Origin of the sequence: Pseudomonas sp. H1h, from assembly GCF_000633255.1 — a bacterium.
Taxonomy (GTDB): domain Bacteria; phylum Pseudomonadota; class Gammaproteobacteria; order Pseudomonadales; family Pseudomonadaceae; genus Aquipseudomonas.
The window spans coordinates 605,489-621,538 of record NZ_AYMJ01000031.1; the positions used below are offsets into that span (position 1 = coordinate 605,489).

Sequence of the window (16,050 nt, forward strand, 5' to 3'; positions counted from 1 at the left end):
CGAAGGCCTACAAGGGCTACAGTGAAAGATCCTTGAAATGCCCCTGCAAAAACTCCACACACGCCCGCAGCTTTCCGGAGTTGGCCAGCCGCGTCGGGTACACCGCCCAGACGTTGGCGCTCTGGCTGTAATCGGCCAGCACCGGCACCAATCGGCCTTGTTCCAGCAACGGCTTCACATCCCACAATGAGCGCAGCAACACGCCACGTCCGTCGAGCGCCCATTGCAGGACGATCTCACCGTTGTTGGACGACAGCGGCCCGCTGACCCGCACGCTTTCCTGCGCGCCGTCGCGATCCAGGTGCCAGATGCCGAATGCGTTGTCGCGCTCCTTGATCACCAGGCAGTCATGCTGTTGCAAGTCGTCCAGCGTCTGCGGTGTACCGTGGCGTTGCAGGTATTCGGGCGCTGCGCACAGCACTCGGCGATTGCTCACCAGTTGCCGGCCGATGTGCTGGCCGGGCAGGTCATCGCCGACGCGGATTTCCAGATCGAAGCCTTCGTTGACGATGTCCACCGCGCGGTCGAACAGATCGAGGCGAATCTGCAATTGCGGGTGACGTTCGGCCAGCAGCGAAACGGCGGGCGCCACGTGATTGCGGCCAAAGCCGAAACTGCTGCAGATGTGCAGGCGCCCGCGCGGGCTGTCGTGGGCGTCGGCGAGGTCGTCGCGCAGTTGCTGAAAGTCATCGAGGATGCGCAAGGCCCAGCGCTGCACCCGCTCACCGTCCTCGGTCAAAGACACGCGGCGACTGGTGCGGTGCAGCAGGCGGGTACCGAGGGTCGATTCGAGAATCTGGATGCGTTTGCTGACGTAGGCCGGGGACAGGCCCAGCTCGTCGGCGGCGGCCGCGAAACCGTTCTTGCGGATCACCGTCAACAGCACGCGCAGGTCTTCGGGCAGGGGCACGGGTTCTTGGTTCTGGGACATGTTGGCACGGGCACTGGCGGCACAAGCCGCCAGCATAGCATCGGCAGGCAAGGCTCGATTCAGCGCAGGAAATCCAGGGCTTCGGCGAGCAGCAGATCAGGCACTTCCTCGGCCAGATAATGCCCGGCGGGCAGTGCTTTACCGCTGACATCGGTTGCCACTTGCTGCCATTCGCGCAGCGGTTCGAAGCAACGTCCGACCGTGCCTTCGGCGCCCCACAGCACGCGCAGCGGCAGATGCAGCTGATGGCCGGCGGCGATGTCGGCGCGGTCATGTTCAAGGTCGATGGCGGCGCTGGCGCGGTAGTCTTCGCAAATGCCCCGGGCGCTGCCGGGACGTCGCAGGCAGCGCAGGTATTCGCTGAACGCGGGCTCGGTGAACGGTGTGAGCCCGGCGCTGCGGCTGCCCATGACGCTGCGCAGATAGGCTTCGGGATCGGCCTCGATCAAGGTTTCCGGCAATGGCGCCGGGCGGATCAGGAAGAACCAGTGCCAATAGGCACGGGCGAAGGCTTCGTTGGTCTGCGTGTACATCGACAGAGTCGGGGCGATGTCGAGCAGCATCATCCGCTGCACGGCAGTTGGGTGGTCGAGGGCCAGGCGATGGGCGACCCGGGCGCCACGGTCGTGGGCCAGCACCGAGAACTGCGCGAAACCCAGCGCATGCATCAGCTCGACGTTGTCCCTGGCCATTTCACGTTTTGAATAGTTACGGTGCTGCTCATCGGCGGCGGGCCGGCTGCTGTCGCCATAACCGCGCAGGTCGGCGGCGACCACGGTGAAGTGCCCGGCCAGTTGCTCGGCAAGCTTGTGCCAGATCACGTGGGTCTGTGGGTGACCGTGCAACAGCAACAGGCCCGGGCCGCTGCCGCCGAGGCGGTAGGCGATGTCGATGCCGTTGACGTGGCGCTGGTCTTTGCAAAATCCGGCAAACATCGGGCTGATCCTTTTTTCAGTCGTTGTCGGCATGCTGAAAGTGTTTGCGTTCGGGAGCAACAGGCGCAGCGTGGTGTGGTGGTTCATGAAGTGTGATGTGTCCGCACTGGCCCCTTCGCGAGCAAGCCCGCTCCCACAGTGTTCTGCTGTTTGACCACGATAGTGTTCACACCAGAGATCCCTGTGGGAGCGGGCTTGCTCGCGAAGAGGCCGGTCAAGACACTGAAGGTCTCAACCCTGACTGAACATCTCGATCGCCCGCTGCTTGATCTGCTCTTCGGTCAGATCTTCCTTGCGCGTAGCCAGGAACCACAGATGTCCATACGGATCCTTCAGCGTCCCGCTGCGGTCACCATAAAACTGATCCTTGACCTCGGACACCGCCTTGGCCCCGGCATCCAGCGCCCGTTGAAAGGACTTGTCGACATCGGTGACATACAAATGCAGACCGACCGACACGGCGTTGTCCGGACCGCTCAATGGCCCCTGGTCGCAGGGCGTGCCGAGCATGATTGCGCTGTCGCCAATGCGCAGTTCGGCGTGGCCGATGCGGCCGTCCGGCATGTCGAGGCGCATGACGACCGTGGCGCCGAAGGCTTTTTTATAGAATTCGATGGCTTCGGCGGCCTTGAGGATGCCGAGGTACGGGGTAATGCTGTGATACCCCTCGGGAATGGGTTTGACGCTCATGACGTTCTCCCTGTTCTTTGTTTTGCGAGGTGTGGGGCTCCACCGGATTTGTGGAAGATTCACTATAGAACTGTCTGCGCAACGAGGATTTTTGCCCGACGAGCAGTCAGCCGAGGAAATGCGCGCCTGGCCCCTGTTCACCGAGCACATCGCCCTGATTGCGCAACGGGCAGGCCTCCATCGACAGGCAGCCGCAGCCGATGCAACCGGTGAGCCGATCGCGCAACAGGGTCAACTGATTGATCCGCTCATCGAGTTCGCGTCGCCACTGCTCGGACAGGACTTTCCAGTCCGCCGCGGTCGGCGCGCGATCGTCCGGGAGCATCTTCAACGCCTCGCCAATCTCCGCCAGCGGAATGCCCAGCCGTTGCGCGACCTTGATCAGCGCCACTCGACGCAAGACTTCCCGTGGATAGCGGCGTTGATTGCCGGCATTGCGCTGGCTCTTGATCAGGCCCTTGGCTTCGTAAAAGTGCAGGGCGGTGACTGCCACGCCGCTGCGCGCGGCGACTTCGCCCACGGTGAGCTGCTTGTGCAGGGTTTCATTGGTGATCATTGGCAAAATGACTCTTGACCTTGACTTAACTAGAGGTTTTACCCTGCAGGCCTTCGAGTCGCAAGACTCGTCTTACGGTGAATGGGGACTTGTCATGCAAACGTCAGCGAAAAATCGCAGTTTTACCCAATTGATCGAATTCGAGATCGAACCGCGCCAGCAACCGGCGCTGGTGTCGGCGCTGGCGCAGCAGACCGAGCATCTGGCGCAGCGCTACGCAGGCTTTGTCAGCGCCAGCGTGCAGGTCAGTGACGACGGTCGGCGGGTGCTGAGCCTGCTGCAATGGCAGACCCGCGAGGCCGGGGAAGCAGCGTTCAGCCGTTTTGAAAGTGGCGAGCAGGATTTCTGGCAACTGATCCGTGCCCATCAGGCGAAAACCGTGACCTTCAATTCGTTCCAGGTATTGAGCAGCATCGCCCGCAGTCATGACGATGCGCTGCACTGCAACCTGGTGGGCTAGATCGACAACTGGATCAGGCGTTCGCCTTGCAGGTTCTCCGTGAATCGCCGCTTGTTAACCGCCAGTTCGCCGATCTTGATCAGCCGCGTGCGAGTGACATTGCGGCTCAGGCCCAGCAGGGCAGCGGTGTGCACCTGGTTGTAATGGCAGAACCGATACGCGGCGCGCAGCAGGGCGTCTTCGACCTTTTCGTGGAGAGCGCCGGCCTGTTGTTCGAAGAGCTTTTGAAAGGCTCGCTCAAGCAGGGCTTGCGGTGAGTCGTCGGCGCTCGACTGCTGATCGTCCGGGCGCTCGATGCGCAGGTTCGACAGGCGCAAATCATCGCGCTCGATCACACCGTTGCGGCAGATCAACAGGGTGTGATGGATGACGTTTTCCAGTTCGCGGATGTTGCCCGGCCAACTGTAGCCGCGCAGTTTGTGCTCGGCGCCGGGGCTGATGCTGACCCGCCCGTAACCCAGGCGCTGGCTGTAGGCTTCGATGAAGTGTCGGGTCAGTGGCAGGATGTCACCGGGCCGATCGCGTAGCGGGCTGAGTTCCAGATTGACCACGTTCAGGCGGTAGAACAGGTCTTCGCGGAAGTTGCCGGCATTGATGGCTTTTTCCAGTTGCACGTTGGTCGCGGCCAGCACCCGCACATCGATGGGAATGCTCTTGCGCGAGCCCAGGCGCACCACTTCGCGCTCTTGTAACACCCGCAGCAACTTGACCTGAATCGCCATCGGCAAATCGCCGATTTCGTCGAGGAACAAGGTGCCGCCGTCCGCCTCCTCGAACCAGCCGGCCTTGGCGCTGAGGGCGCCGGTGAAGGCCCCTTTTTCATGGCCGAACAGTTCGGCTTCCACCAGCGATTCGGAGAACGCGCCGCAGTTGACCGCGACAAACGGCCGATGGCGGCGATTGCTCAGGTTGTGGATATGCCGCGCCACCAGCTCCTTGCCGGTGCCGGTTTCGCCGATGATCAGCACGCTGGCTTCGCTCGGTGCGACTTGCTGCAGATGCGCGAGCAGGGCCTGGGATTTCGGGTCTTCGAAGACTTGCGCGGTGGCGCGGATCGACGTCGCCAGGGCGGGTGAGGGCGGAAGGGTCAGCAGTTGCATGGCACGCTCCATTAAAGGAAAGATCAGGAATAGAACGTCGGCACCGGCAGCGCCTGATTCAGCGCCCAGTCGCCCAGCTCATGGAGCTTGTAGTCGAGCGGGTCGTGCAGGGTCTGGGTGCGCAGGTTGCGCCAGTGCCGGTCCAGGCGCAGCGAAGCGTGGGTCGAACGCGCGCCGGTGACTTCGAACAAGCGGCTGCAAATCTCCAGCCCCTGACGACTGGCGGCGACCTTGGCCGTGGCAATCGCCGTGGCCAGATGCCCACGCTCCTCGGCAGTCAGATTCGGGCCTTTGGCCCAGGCGTCGTCAAGCAGCGAGGCGGCCCGTTCGACCAGCAGGCGAATGCCTTCCAGCGCCACCCAGAACTCGCCGTAATGCGCGAGCACGTACGGGTCTTCGCGCACATCACGGGCCACGGATTTGTGCCAGAGCCGGGTTTCGCTCAGCGTGTATTGGCGGGCTTCGGCAAAAGCGCCTTCGGCGATGCCAAGAAACAGGTGGGTGAACGTCAGTTGTGCGATCAGCGGACGCAGGCAGGCAAACGGTGTGCTCAACGGGCCGGGATCGAGCAGCAGTTCGGACTCTTCGACGCGCACTCGTTCGAACGTGGCGCTGCCGCTGTCGGTCTGGCGCTGGCCGATGTTGTTCCAGTCATCGTGCAGGGTGATGCCGCTGCGCCCACTGGGGATCGCCGCGATCAGCAATTTGCCGCCGGCGCTTTCGTCCACCGCCGAAGCGATCAGCATCTGCGAGTCGCTGGCGCCGGAGCAGAAACTTTTCTTGCCGGAGAATTCGCGCCAGCCGCCGCAGTCCTTGACCACGGTGCGGGTGTCGAGCGGGTTGAGGGCGTTGCCCCAGAACCAGTTCTGCCGTGCGGTCTGTTCGAACCACGGCTGCCATTGTTCCGGGCGCGAGAACAGGCGGACGGTGGCGAGCATCAAGTGATGAAAGCCGAAGACGTGGGCGATGGAACTATCGACCTTGGCGAACTCGCGCACGATCTGCAGGGTTTCGCTCCAGCGCGCGCCGAGGCCGCCGTAGCGCGTGGGAATGCTCAGGGCCAGCAGGCCGCTGTCACGCAGGGCATCGCGTTCGGCCTTCGGCGTACCGCCGCGCTCGTCACGCTCGACGGCGGTGAGGGCAAATTCGGTGGCCAGTTGGCGGGCGTTCTGCAGCGGGGAGAGCAGGGTACTTTGTGGTTTGGCGGTCACACGGTGTTCCTCAGAGAGTCAACGCAGTCCCCTGTGGGAGCGAGCCTGCTCGCGAAGGGGTCGTATCAGTCACCATTCCTGTAGATGACCACTGCATTCGCGAGCAGGCTCGCTCCCACAAGGGTTTCGGTTCAGGCAGTGGCTTTTGTGGGCAACACATCGTTGGCAATCATTTCGCCAAACGGCCCGGTCAGATTGGTCACGCCGCGCCCGGCCAGGCTCGCGTAGGGTTCCGGCAGCAGCGGGAACACCAGTTCGGCAAAGCGGTAGGCTTCTTCAAGGTGCGGATAACCGGAAAAAATGAAGCTCTCGATACCGAGGTCGGCGTACTCCTTGATTCGCGCCGCCACTTGCTGCGGATCGCCGACCAGCGCAGTCCCGGCGCCGCCGCGTACCAAGCCGACACCGGCCCACAGGTTGGGGGCGATTTCCAGGTTGTCGCGTCGCCCGTCGTGCAACGCCGCCATGCGCCGCTGCCCTTCGGAGTCGAAGCGCGAGAAGGATTTCTGCGCCGCCTCGATGGTCTCGTCGCTGATGTGCTCGATCAGTTTGTCCGCAGCTTTCCAGGCTTCTTCGGCGGTCTCGCGGACGATCACGTGCAGGCGAATTCCGAACTTCACCTTGCGCCCGTGCCGAGCTGCACGTTCGCGCACATCGGCAAGTTTTTCGGCGACGGCGGCAGGTGGTTCGCCCCAGGTCAGGTACACGTCTACTTGCTCGGCGGCCAGGTCATGGGCAGCGTCGGAGGAACCGCCGAAATACAGCGGTGGATACGGCTTCTGCACCGGCGGATACAAAGCTTTGGCGTTCTGCACTTTGAGGTGTTTGCCCTCGAAGTCCACCGCCTCGCCTTGCAGCACTCGCCGCCAGATCCTGAGGAATTCGTCGGTGACTTCGTAGCGCTCGCTGTGGCTGAGGAAACTGCCGTCGCCACGGTTTTCGTCGGGGTCGCCGCCGGTCACCACGTTGATCAGCAGGCGACCGTTGGACAGGCGATCCAGAGTCGCCGCCATACGCGCCGATACGGTCGGCGAGATGATCCCCGGACGGATCGCCACCAGATAACGCAGGCGTTCGGTCAACGGCACCAGCGCCGAGGCGATCACCCACGAGTCTTCGCAGGAGCGCCCGGTGGGGATCAATACGCCGTGGTAGCCAAGGCTGTCGGCGGCTTGCGCCACTTGTTTGAGGTAATTGAGTGTGACCGGGCGCGCGCCTTGCGTGGTGCCCAGATAATGGCCGTCGCCGTGGGTCGGCAGGAACCAGAAAACATCCATGAACAGCTCCTTAAGCGATTTTCAGCAACGGTTTGATTTGCGTGCCGAACAGCGGCGCGGCGCGTTCAGCGGCCAGGCGGATGCGCGCTTTCAGCTGTTCGCTGGTGATCTGGTAGTCGGCGAAATCGGCCTCGGTGGCGTAAACGCCAATCGGCAGGGTCACGGCCTGGAAGAAACTGAACAGCGGACGCAACTGGTGATCGAGCACCAGCGCATGACGCTCGCTGCCACCGGTGGCGGCCAGCAACACCGGGGTGTCGATCAGTGCATTGAGGTCGATCAGGTCAAACAGATGCTTGAGCAGGCCCGGATAGGAGCCTCGATACACCGGCGCTGCAACGATCAGCAGGTCGGCCTGTTCGATGGCTTGCAGCTCGGCCTCGACCTCTGCGCTCAGTTCTTGACGCGACAGCGCAGCACCGAGTGGCCGTGCGATGTCACCGAGTTCGATCAGGTGACTGTCGAGCGGCAGGTGCTCGCCCAGTTCGGCCAGTAAAGCCTGAGTCAGCACCAGGGTGCGGGACGGGCGCCAGGTGCCGCCGGACAGGGCAACGACTTTCAGGGTACGCGACATGATGAGTTCCTTTTTATCAACAGTTGCTCAGCGAGCAGTGAGTAAGTGCCAAGGCTTGAGCAAGCGCTGTACCAATTCCTGAGAAGCCCGGTTCGCGGGGGCTATAGCGTTCTGGCGCCATTGAGTTGTGCAGATATCAGGCGGGTTTGTTGAACTGCTGTTGCCTGGGCAACAGTTGCTGGAGCAACAGCTGTTCGCCGTATGGAGGGATTTATAGCGGTTGCTTGTTATTCCGTAAAAGAACGTTAATCGATATTTATAGATCTTTAAGAGATATGAGGGTGATCAAGCTGAAATCCTGATAGCCACTATTGAGCGCGTTGATTTTTGCCCGGGCAGGCGCGGGCGTAGCCTTTGTCCATCGACTAACACCGCTCGCCAGGACGCCCCCCATGAATCGTTTACTGACTGTTTCGCTGCTGCTCGCTGTTTCCGTGCTCGCCGGATGCGCCACCCACGTTTCCCCCGAACAACGGCCCTACACCGCCGAAGAGACCCGCGAACTGGCGATGGAAGCGCTGAATCGCAGCGGCTTGTCCTTCGACGAATACCACGCGAAAAAAGCGGCGCTGCTGGGTCAATCGTCGTTCGACAAGAAAGCTGAAATGAGCGCTGGACGTGCCATACAGCTGCACGGTCGTCCAAGCTGATCGCAAACTGTACTGCTCGAAGTTTTAGCCAACTGTCCGTGGGTTTGCGGGCTGCCGTGCGATAGGGTCAACACCTGAATGACCCCCGACGGAATGCCTACATGACCCTCTCGCTTGATCTGCTGCTGGGCTTTGCCCTGTTTGCCCTTGTCACCTCGATTACACCGGGGCCGAACAACACCATGTTGCTGGCGTCGGGGGTGAACTTCGGTTTCAACCGCACCATTCCCCATATGCTCGGCATCACCTGCGGTTTCTTCGTGTTGGTGGTCGCGGTGGGCTTTGGCCTGGGCGCGGTGTTCCAGACATATCCACTGCTCTACACGGTGCTGCGCTATGTAGGCGCCGCGTATCTGTTGTACCTGGCGTGGAAGATCGCTCATTCGGGACCGGTGGGCGAGGGCGTGCAAGGCGAGGGCAAACCGATCAGTTATCTGGGCGCCGCCGCGTTTCAGTGGGTCAATCCCAAGGCCTGGATCATGGCCATTGGCGCGATCAGCACCTACACGCCAATGCAGGGGTATTTCACCAATGTTGTGGTGATCGCTGCGGTGTTCGCCATCATCAACCTGCCCAGTGTCGGCGTCTGGGCGGCGTGCGGCACGTTGTTGCGCAACGTGCTGAAGGACCCACGCTGGTTGCGCGTATTCAACTGGGGCATGGCCACGTTGTTGGTGATTTCGCTGTACCCGTTACTTCTCGAAAGCTTTCACTGACGCATTGCTTCAACCGCCGGCCCGATGCCTGTTAAGCTCGGCTTCAGGAGCGTTCCTACGCACTTTTAAATGAAGTTGTTCTTCTTTAACGGCATCCGATCAGGTATTGATGACGCTCTCGAACCGACGCGCAGCTCACAAGGCTGCGCTGTGCCGTTTGCAGACACGAGCCTCCTGATCCCGGAACACGCTCTGCGAGTCTTTTATGAATAAACGTCCGTTGTATTTCGATTATGCCGCCACCACTCCGGTGGACGATCGGGTCATCCAGGTGATGATCGACTGTCTGGGCTTTCACGCCAACTTCGGCAATCCGGCGTCCAGTTCTCACGCATTCGGTCAGCAGGCCCGGCAAACAGTCGAGCACGCCCGCCGGCAAGTCGCCGAACTGGTCGGTGCCGAGGCCACGCAGATCGTCTGGACCTCCGGTGCCACCGAATCCAACAACCTCGCCCTCAAAGGCGTGGCCCAGGCACGCGGCGTTGCCGGCGGCCACATCATTACCAGCCAGATCGAACACAAAGCCATCCTCGATACCGCCCGGCAACTGCAGGACGCGGGCGTTGCGGTGACCTACCTGGTGCCGGATGCCGAGGGCCTGATCACCCCGCAGGCAGTCAGCGAAGCGATGCGCGACGACACCTTTCTGGTCTCGTTGATGCTGGTCAACAATGAACTCGGCACGCTCAATGACATCCCGGCCATCGGTGAGGTCGTGCGCAGCCGTGGAGCGCTGTTCCATGTCGATGCGGCGCAGGGCGCCGGTAAAGTGGCGATCGATCTGCAGCAATGGCCGGTGGACCTGATGTCGTTTTCGGCGCACAAGCTCTACGGCCCCAAAGGCATTGGTGCGCTGTATGTCGGGCCGCGGGCGCAGCAGCGTTTGCAGGCGCAGATTCATGGTGGCGGGCACGAAGGCGGCTTGCGTTCCGGGACCCTCGCGACCCATCAGATTGCGGGTATGGGCGCGGCATTCGCCTTGGCCACTGCGATGTTCGATGAGGAGAAAAAGTCCATCGTGGCGCTGCGTGATCGCTTGCTCGAACCGTTGCTGAGCCTGCCGGGCGTGCGCCTCAACGGCAGCGCCAGTCAGCGTATTGCGCACACCTTGAGCCTGACGTTCAGTGAAGGTGAGTTCAACAGCGCAGCCTTGAGCCATTCGATCGCGTTTTCCGCGACTTCGGCCTGCAACTCCGCGAGCAATGCGCCTTCCCACGTGCTGCTGGCACTGGGGCATGACGCCCGGCTGGCTGCTCGCACCATTCGCCTGAGCCTCGGCCGCTTCACCACCACCGACGATATCGATCAGGCGGTAGAACTGATCAAAGGCGCCTGCGCCAGTGCTCCGGCATTCTGGGCGACTGGGCTTTAACCAGCCGACTTCCACGGCTACGAACAATAACGATGAAGTGATTGGCAGGAGACATGATGAGTACCCAGACTTTGACCGAAGGAACGGTTCCCCAGCGCCTGGCGCACACCCGTGAACTGATGCGCCGCGAAGGCATTCATGCGTTGCTGGTGCCGTCGGCCGACCCGCACCTGTCGGAATACCTGCCGGGATACTGGCAAGGGCGGCAATGGCTGTCGGGGTTCCATGGTTCGGTTGGCACGCTGATTGTCACCGCTGATTTCGCCGGAGTCTGGGCCGACAGTCGTTATTGGGAACAGGCGACCAAGGAACTCAAAGGCAGCGGCATCGAACTGGTCAAGCTGCAACCGGGGCAACCGAGCCCACTGGACTGGCTGGCCGAGCAGACTCCGGAAGGTGGCGTGGTGGCGGTTGATGGCGCGGTGATGGCCGTGGCCTCGGCGCGTACCTTGAGCAGCAAGCTTGAAGCCCGTGGTGCGCGTCTGCGCACTGACATCGATCTGCTGAATGAAGTCTGGGCCGATCGTCCTGGCCTGCCGAACGCACCGATCTATCAGCATTTGCCACCGCAAGCGACGGTCAGTCGCGGCGAAAAACTCGCCAGACTGCGTGAGACCTTGCAGGAACGTGGTGCCGATTGGCACTTCATCGCCACCCTTGATGACATCGCCTGGCTGTTCAATCTGCGTGGCGGCGATGTGTCGTTCAACCCGGTGTTCGTTTCTTTTGCGTTGATCAATCAACAGCAAGCGACACTGTTTGTGGCTCTGAGCAAGGTCGATGCCGAATTGCGTGCGGTGCTGGAGCGGGACGGAGTGACTCTGCGTGATTACCATGAAGTGGCCGACGCCTTGCGCGCTGTGCCAGGCGGCGCAACCCTGTTGGTGGATCCGGCGCGGGTGACCAGCGGTTTGCTGGATAACCTGGAAAGCGGGGTGAAACTGGTCGAAGGCCTGAATCCGACAACCCTCGCCAAGTCGCAGAAAAGCGAAGCCGATGCGCAGCACATTCGCCAGGCCATGGAACAGGACGGTGCGGCATTGTGCGAATTTTTCGCCTGGCTGGAGTCTGCCTGGGGGCGCGAGCGCATTACCGAACTGACCATCGACGAGAAGCTCACCGCCGCCCGCGAACGCCGTCCGGATTACGTGTCGCTAAGCTTCAACACGATTGCCGCGTTTAACGCCAATGGCGCGATGCCGCACTATCACGCCACCGAAGAAGAACACGCGGTGATCGAGGGTGATGGCTTGCTGCTGATCGACTCGGGCGGCCAGTACCTGGGCGGCACGACCGACATCACGCGCATGGTGCCGGTCGGTACGCCAACGGATGAGCAGAAGCGTGACTGCACGCGCGTGCTCAAAGGGGTGATCGCACTGTCGCGGGCACAGTTCCCGAAAGGCATTCTGTCGCCGTTGCTGGATGCCATCGCCCGTGCACCGATCTGGGCTGAAAGCGTGGATTATGGCCACGGCACCGGTCATGGGGTCGGCTATTTCCTCAACGTTCACGAAGGCCCGCAGGTGATTGCGTATCAGGCCGCAGCGGCTCCGCAAACGGCAATGCAGCCGGGGATGATCACATCGATCGAGCCGGGCACTTACCGTCCGGGCCGTTGGGGTGTGCGAATCGAGAACCTGGCCATGAATCGCGAGGCGGGCAGCAGCGAGTTTGGCGAGTTCCTCAAGTTTGAAACCTTGACTCTGTGCCCGATCGACACGCGCTGCCTGGAGCCGTCTTTGCTGACGCAGGAGGAGAAGCAGTGGTTCAACGCCTATCACGCCGAAGTGCGTGAGCGCTTGAGTCCGTTGCTGGAGGGCGCTGCACTGGCGTGGCTGAACACGCGGACAGCGGCTATCTGATGGCATCAACCCGGGAGCTGTGTGGCGCCCGGGTCTGTTCTCCTTCTAAGCCTGACGCAGGGCTTCTTCGATAAAGTCGAGGCGGTCCTGACCGAAGAACAACTGATTGCCGATGAACATGCTTGGCGCACCAAACACCCCGCGTTTAATGGCTGTCTCGGTGTTGTCCTTGAGTGCTGCCTTGACCGCCTCGTCGTTGGTCAGGGCCAGGACTTCATTGGGATCGAAGCCGTGTTCGCTCAACACCGCTGCGACAGTGGCCGGCTCATCGAGAGGACGTCCCTCCACCCACAGTGCCTTGAACAGGCAATCGATAAACGCCTGAAAGCGTTCCGGCTGGCGCAGTTGTATGCCGGTGACGGCGCGCATCAGCATCAGTGTGTTGATCGGGAAATGCGGATTGAACTTCAGTGGCACGCCATATCGTTTGGCGTAGCGATCCAGATCCTGAAACATGTAGCGGCCCTTGGCCGGGATCATCGCCGGTGAGGCATTGCCGGTCGCCTTAAACACACCGCCCAGCAGCATCGGGATGTAGATCAATTCGCTATGGGTGTCGGCACAGATTTTCGGTAACTGGGTGTAGGCCAGATAAGTGGCAGGGCTGCCGAGGTCGAAATAGAACTCCACGGTTTTCGTCATATTCGCTGCTCTCTATTTATTGTTATGGAGGAGGGGGATTACCAGCGTTCGTTCCATGGACGTAGATCCAGCTCGAACGTCCACGCATCTCGTGGCTGACTGTGCAGATACCAGTAGTTTTCGGCGATGTGCTCGGGATTGAGAATACCGTCCTCATCCTTGGTCGCGTACTTCTCCGGAAAGCTGTTTCGGATGAAGTCGGTATCGATGGCGCCATCAACCACCACGTGGGCGACGTGGATGTTCATCGGCCCCAACTCGCGCGCCATGCTTTGCGCCAGCGCACGAATACCGTGTTTGGCGCCGGCAAATGCGGCAAAACCGGCGGCGCCGCGAAGCCCGGCGGTGGCCCCGGTAAACAGAATGGTGCCGCGCTTGCGGGTGACCATGCGCTTGGCCACTTCGCGGGCATTGAGAAAACCCGAGAAACAGGCCATCTCCCAGATCTTGAAGTATTTGCGCGCAGTTTCTTCAAGAATGCTGCAAGGCACGTTGGCGCCGATGTTGAAAACAAACGCTTCGATCGGGCCGAGGCGGGTTTCAATCTCTTCAATCAGCGCAATGACGTCTTCTTCCTTGCGTGCATCGCAGGCGAAGCCATGTGCTTCTCCACCCTCGGCCTGAATGGCCTCGACCAGCGGCTGCAATTTGTCAGCACTGCGTCGGGTAACGCAGGCAACAAAACCTTCTTTGGCAAAACGCTTGGCGATGGCTCCGCCGGTAGCATCGCCAGCACCGACCACTAGTACGACCTTGTTGTTATTCATGGGTGTTTCCCTTTAGTAAACGATCGTTAAGTGAACGAACGTTATGCTAGGATTCGGGCAACGTCAAGGCGGTCGATCAAGAGGGTAAGTGCATGCGGTATTCCGCCGGTCATAAGCTGGAAACCCGGGAAAAGCTGCTGAACAGCAGTGCGCTGTCGGCAAAGCGCGCTGGATTTTCGACTGTCGGAGTCGATGGATTGATGAAAGCCATCGGCCTGAGTGGGGCGGCCTTCTATAGCCACTTCTCATCGAAAGACGCGTTATTCACGGCAATCGTCGAACGCGAACTGTGTCAGAGCCTGGAGCGACTGGGTGGGAGAGGTGAGCAGGATCGCGAGCGGCTGGAGCGCTGTCTCAAACAATACCTGAGCATGGCTCACGTAGAGCAGCCTGAATCGGGGTGTGCCTTGCCGACGCTGGGTGCGGAAATAGCCCGTTCAGATGATCAGGTTCGCGAGCAGGCCGAGCTGTGGATTTGTCGGCTGCAAACCAGTTGGGCGCAGATTCTGCAGAGTGACAGCCTGGCATGGGCGATTCTGTCGCAATGCGTCGGCGCGTTGGTGGTTGCGCGGATGTTGGTGACGCCGGAGATTCAACGGACGGTATTGAAGTCCAGCCATGAAGAAATCGGGCGTCAACTGGCTGCTCGGCGAGACGAGCAGCCAGAATGATTCATTTGCAGATGACAATCATGCTTCGACTGGTATAGCCAGCCGGATTGAGACCGAACGGGTAGTCGCCAGGTTCTTCCACGGCGTCTCCTGATTTGGCGATGACCTTGTAACCCTTCGGAGCGCAAGCGTTGGCGGCGCTGGTGTAACACTTGTCCCAGGAGGACGACAGCCCCGAACAGTTGATGTGCAGCCCTTTTCTACCGTGCTTCACTTGGGTCTCGGAGGTCGCTGCGCACCCCGTTACTGCCAACACAGCGATCAGTATCAAAAATCGTTTCATTACCGTCCTTATGGTAGCCACGAGTCTGGCGCTCGGGTCTGCCTGTATTCGCTTGCGCTTTAAGCGTTCTGATATCCCTGTCCGAAAAAATCCATATCTGACACTGAGTTAAGGGATCTAAACATGGCCTAAATGAGCGCCAATTGCCAGACCTTCATCAAATCCTGTTTCAATCTGCCGCAATGGCGGGCTTGGCGGTGCTGCCCATCGTCATGGTGGCTCCGACTGACGCCAGAATTATGCACAGGATCGCCATCCATTGTGACAGCGTGAGGTATTCCTGCAGGAAAAGCAGTCCTGACAGTGCGCCGAAGGCGGGTTCTATGCTCATCAAAGTGCCAAAGGTACGTGCGGGTATGCGGGTGAGGGCGACCATCTCCAGCGTGTAGGGCAAAGCGGTCGACAGGACGGCGACGCCAATAGCAATCGGGATGAGTGACGGCGTCAACAGAGCAGCGCCTGCGTGGACAATACCAATCGGTGCAACAAACAGTGCGGCAATCATTACACCCAGGGCCGCAGTGGTAACGCCGTTGTCTGCGCCGGCCTTCTGACCAAACAGAATGTAAAGTGCCCAGCAGACGCCGGCGCCCAAGGCATAACCAGCCCCGACCAGATCAATTCCTGCTGTTGTCGCTCCAGTGGGGATCAGCAAAAGCAGGCCGACCGCAGCCAAAGCAATCCAGAGAAAGTCGATGGCACGACGGGAAGCATAAATGGCGACGGCCAGCGGGCCGGTAAATTCGAGTGCGACTGCGATTCCGAGCGGTACCGTTCGCAATGACATATAGAAGAGGAAATTCATTCCGCCCAGCGCCATGCCATAAACGATCACTGTCCGCAGGGACTGGGCCGTCAGCCTGGCGCGCCATGGACGTAGCAGTATCAACATGATCACGCTGGCGAAGATCAGGCGCAGGGTGGTCGTTCCCTGAGCGCCGACCACCGGAAACATGCTCTTGGCCAGTGACGCGCCGGACTGGATGGATGCCATGGCTATCAATAACAGGCCAACCGGGAACAGCATTGAGGCCAGAGAGCGGGGTTGGTCAGTCATTGCGAGGCATCATCCGAAGGTAAGAGCAGGGTATTGTTTTAGGTGTTGGGCAATATACTGCGCATTCGATGGCATTGCGTCTATATATAAGCAGGCTTTTTCAGTGTCTCGACAGAAAACTAAAATTAACGGTTGACGGCAGATTCTGGAGGTCTATAATTCGCCCCACTTCCGGCGCAGTCGAAACGGAAAACTCCTTGAGATTCAAAGAGTTACGCAGTTTTCGACAGCGGCTTGCTTCAGTTCATCGAAGCCTGGAAGGAGTTGAAAATGCCGGCATGTCTGGCGCTTTT

18 protein-coding genes are annotated in these 16,050 nt (G+C 60.5%); 6 read left to right on the plus strand and 12 right to left on the minus strand.

Features of this window, described 5'->3' with window-relative positions; all coding sequences use genetic code 11:
- Nucleotides 1–16 precede the first annotated feature (16 nt).
- From U862_RS0126760 to soxR, 4 genes are all read right to left on the minus strand, one after another.
- Nucleotides 17–967 carry a LysR substrate-binding domain-containing protein gene (locus tag U862_RS0126760; protein WP_025113212.1) on the minus strand — a complete coding sequence of 317 codons (951 nt, stop codon included), beginning with the start codon at nucleotides 965–967 and terminating at the stop codon, nucleotides 17–19.
- 23 nt (nucleotides 968–990) lie between these two features.
- A complete protein-coding gene (locus U862_RS0126765) occupies nucleotides 991–1,866 on the minus strand; it encodes an alpha/beta fold hydrolase (protein ID WP_025113213.1) in 876 nt (291 codons plus the stop codon).
- Between the two features lie 231 nt (nucleotides 1,867–2,097).
- Nucleotides 2,098–2,556 (minus strand): VOC family protein, encoded by a 459-nt coding sequence (locus tag U862_RS0126770; RefSeq protein WP_025113214.1) that lies wholly within the window; start codon nucleotides 2,554–2,556, stop codon nucleotides 2,098–2,100.
- 106 nt (nucleotides 2,557–2,662) lie between these two features.
- On the minus strand, nucleotides 2,663–3,112 hold the full coding sequence (gene soxR, locus U862_RS0126775) for a redox-sensitive transcriptional activator SoxR (protein WP_025113215.1): 450 nt from the start codon (nucleotides 3,110–3,112) through the stop codon (nucleotides 2,663–2,665).
- A 94-nt stretch (nucleotides 3,113–3,206) separates the two neighbouring features.
- Between soxR and U862_RS0126780 the strand changes: the two genes are divergently transcribed.
- Entirely contained in the window at nucleotides 3,207–3,572 is a 366-nt protein-coding gene (locus tag U862_RS0126780) for an antibiotic biosynthesis monooxygenase (protein ID WP_025113216.1), read from the plus strand.
- Here the strand turns inward: U862_RS0126780 and U862_RS0126785 are convergent.
- From U862_RS0126785 to msuE, 4 genes are all read right to left on the minus strand, one after another.
- The gene (locus tag U862_RS0126785) at nucleotides 3,569–4,672 is read right to left on the minus strand and encodes a sigma-54-dependent Fis family transcriptional regulator (RefSeq protein WP_025113217.1); all 1,104 of its coding nucleotides are present in this window, start codon (nucleotides 4,670–4,672) and stop codon (nucleotides 3,569–3,571) included. The two genes, U862_RS0126780 and U862_RS0126785, sit on opposite strands and share 4 nt — an antisense overlap.
- 23 nt (nucleotides 4,673–4,695) lie before the next feature.
- Nucleotides 4,696–5,883: an acyl-CoA dehydrogenase family protein gene (locus U862_RS0126790; RefSeq protein WP_025113218.1), complete on the minus strand. Its 1,188-nt coding sequence runs from the start codon at nucleotides 5,881–5,883 to the stop codon at nucleotides 4,696–4,698.
- 131 nt (nucleotides 5,884–6,014) lie between these two features.
- A complete protein-coding gene (gene ssuD, locus U862_RS0126795; protein ID WP_025113219.1) occupies nucleotides 6,015–7,160 on the minus strand; it encodes an FMNH2-dependent alkanesulfonate monooxygenase in 1,146 nt (381 codons plus the stop codon).
- A 10-nt stretch (nucleotides 7,161–7,170) separates the two neighbouring features.
- Complete coding sequence (msuE, locus tag U862_RS0126800; protein WP_025113220.1) at nucleotides 7,171–7,734, minus strand: FMN reductase; 564 nt, start codon at nucleotides 7,732–7,734, stop codon at nucleotides 7,171–7,173.
- Between the two features lie 392 nt (nucleotides 7,735–8,126).
- On the opposite strand from msuE, the gene U862_RS0126805 reads away from it, so the two are divergent.
- From U862_RS0126805 to U862_RS0126820, 4 genes are all read left to right on the plus strand, one after another.
- Entirely contained in the window at nucleotides 8,127–8,384 is a 258-nt protein-coding gene (locus U862_RS0126805; RefSeq protein ID WP_025113221.1) for a hypothetical protein, read from the plus strand.
- A gap of 101 nt (nucleotides 8,385–8,485) precedes the next feature.
- Nucleotides 8,486–9,100: a LysE family translocator gene (locus tag U862_RS0126810; protein WP_025113222.1), complete on the plus strand. Its 615-nt coding sequence runs from the start codon at nucleotides 8,486–8,488 to the stop codon at nucleotides 9,098–9,100.
- Between the two features lie 205 nt (nucleotides 9,101–9,305).
- Complete coding sequence (locus tag U862_RS0126815) at nucleotides 9,306–10,472, plus strand: aminotransferase class V-fold PLP-dependent enzyme (RefSeq protein ID WP_025113223.1); 1,167 nt, start codon at nucleotides 9,306–9,308, stop codon at nucleotides 10,470–10,472.
- A gap of 56 nt (nucleotides 10,473–10,528) precedes the next feature.
- A complete protein-coding gene (locus U862_RS0126820; RefSeq protein WP_025113224.1) occupies nucleotides 10,529–12,337 on the plus strand; it encodes an aminopeptidase P family protein in 1,809 nt (602 codons plus the stop codon).
- Nucleotides 12,338–12,382: 45 nt separating this feature from the next.
- Here the strand turns inward: U862_RS0126820 and U862_RS0126825 are convergent, their stop codons facing one another.
- Nucleotides 12,383–12,979: a 2-hydroxychromene-2-carboxylate isomerase gene (locus tag U862_RS0126825; RefSeq protein ID WP_025113225.1), complete on the minus strand. Its 597-nt coding sequence runs from the start codon at nucleotides 12,977–12,979 to the stop codon at nucleotides 12,383–12,385.
- Between the two features lie 38 nt (nucleotides 12,980–13,017).
- Nucleotides 13,018–13,746 (minus strand): SDR family oxidoreductase, encoded by a 729-nt coding sequence (locus U862_RS0126830; protein ID WP_025113226.1) that lies wholly within the window; start codon nucleotides 13,744–13,746, stop codon nucleotides 13,018–13,020.
- Between the two features lie 92 nt (nucleotides 13,747–13,838).
- Here U862_RS0126830 and U862_RS0126835 point away from each other — a divergent pair, with 92 nt between their 5' ends.
- Nucleotides 13,839–14,417 carry a TetR/AcrR family transcriptional regulator gene (locus U862_RS0126835; RefSeq protein ID WP_025113227.1) on the plus strand — a complete coding sequence of 193 codons (579 nt, stop codon included), beginning with the start codon at nucleotides 13,839–13,841 and terminating at the stop codon, nucleotides 14,415–14,417.
- Between the two features lies 1 nt (nucleotide 14,418).
- On the opposite strand, the gene U862_RS0126840 is transcribed toward U862_RS0126835, so the two are convergent.
- Nucleotides 14,419–14,700: a hypothetical protein gene (locus U862_RS0126840; RefSeq protein WP_025113228.1), complete on the minus strand. Its 282-nt coding sequence runs from the start codon at nucleotides 14,698–14,700 to the stop codon at nucleotides 14,419–14,421.
- 169 nt (nucleotides 14,701–14,869) lie between these two features.
- The gene (rhtA, locus tag U862_RS0126845; protein WP_025113229.1) at nucleotides 14,870–15,757 is read right to left on the minus strand and encodes a threonine/homoserine exporter RhtA; all 888 of its coding nucleotides are present in this window, start codon (nucleotides 15,755–15,757) and stop codon (nucleotides 14,870–14,872) included.
- Nucleotides 15,758–16,050 lie beyond the last annotated feature (293 nt).

Coding starts and splice junctions, on each gene's coding strand:
- U862_RS0126765 (WP_025113213.1), bottom strand. CDS start 1,866: ATGTTTGCCGGATTTTGCAAAGACCAGCGCCACGTCAACGGCATCGAC.
- U862_RS0126810 (WP_025113222.1), top strand. CDS start 8,486: ATGACCCTCTCGCTTGATCTGCTGCTGGGCTTTGCCCTGTTTGCCCTT.
- U862_RS0126840 (WP_025113228.1), bottom strand. CDS start 14,700: ATGAAACGATTTTTGATACTGATCGCTGTGTTGGCAGTAACGGGGTGC.
- U862_RS0126780 (WP_025113216.1), top strand. CDS start 3,207: ATGCAAACGTCAGCGAAAAATCGCAGTTTTACCCAATTGATCGAATTC.
- U862_RS0126825 (WP_025113225.1), bottom strand. CDS start 12,979: ATGACGAAAACCGTGGAGTTCTATTTCGACCTCGGCAGCCCTGCCACT.
- soxR (WP_025113215.1), bottom strand. CDS start 3,112: ATGATCACCAATGAAACCCTGCACAAGCAGCTCACCGTGGGCGAAGTC.
- U862_RS0126760 (WP_025113212.1), bottom strand. CDS start 967: ATGCTGGCGGCTTGTGCCGCCAGTGCCCGTGCCAACATGTCCCAGAAC.
- U862_RS0126815 (WP_025113223.1), top strand. CDS start 9,306: ATGAATAAACGTCCGTTGTATTTCGATTATGCCGCCACCACTCCGGTG.
- U862_RS0126830 (WP_025113226.1), bottom strand. CDS start 13,746: ATGAATAACAACAAGGTCGTACTAGTGGTCGGTGCTGGCGATGCTACC.
- U862_RS0126785 (WP_025113217.1), bottom strand. CDS start 4,672: ATGCAACTGCTGACCCTTCCGCCCTCACCCGCCCTGGCGACGTCGATC.
- U862_RS0126770 (WP_025113214.1), bottom strand. CDS start 2,556: ATGAGCGTCAAACCCATTCCCGAGGGGTATCACAGCATTACCCCGTAC.
- U862_RS0126820 (WP_025113224.1), top strand. CDS start 10,529: ATGAGTACCCAGACTTTGACCGAAGGAACGGTTCCCCAGCGCCTGGCG.
- rhtA (WP_025113229.1), bottom strand. CDS start 15,757: ATGACTGACCAACCCCGCTCTCTGGCCTCAATGCTGTTCCCGGTTGGC.
- msuE (WP_025113220.1), bottom strand. CDS start 7,734: ATGTCGCGTACCCTGAAAGTCGTTGCCCTGTCCGGCGGCACCTGGCGC.
- U862_RS0126835 (WP_025113227.1), top strand. CDS start 13,839: ATGCGGTATTCCGCCGGTCATAAGCTGGAAACCCGGGAAAAGCTGCTG.
- ssuD (WP_025113219.1), bottom strand. CDS start 7,160: ATGGATGTTTTCTGGTTCCTGCCGACCCACGGCGACGGCCATTATCTG.
- U862_RS0126805 (WP_025113221.1), top strand. CDS start 8,127: ATGAATCGTTTACTGACTGTTTCGCTGCTGCTCGCTGTTTCCGTGCTC.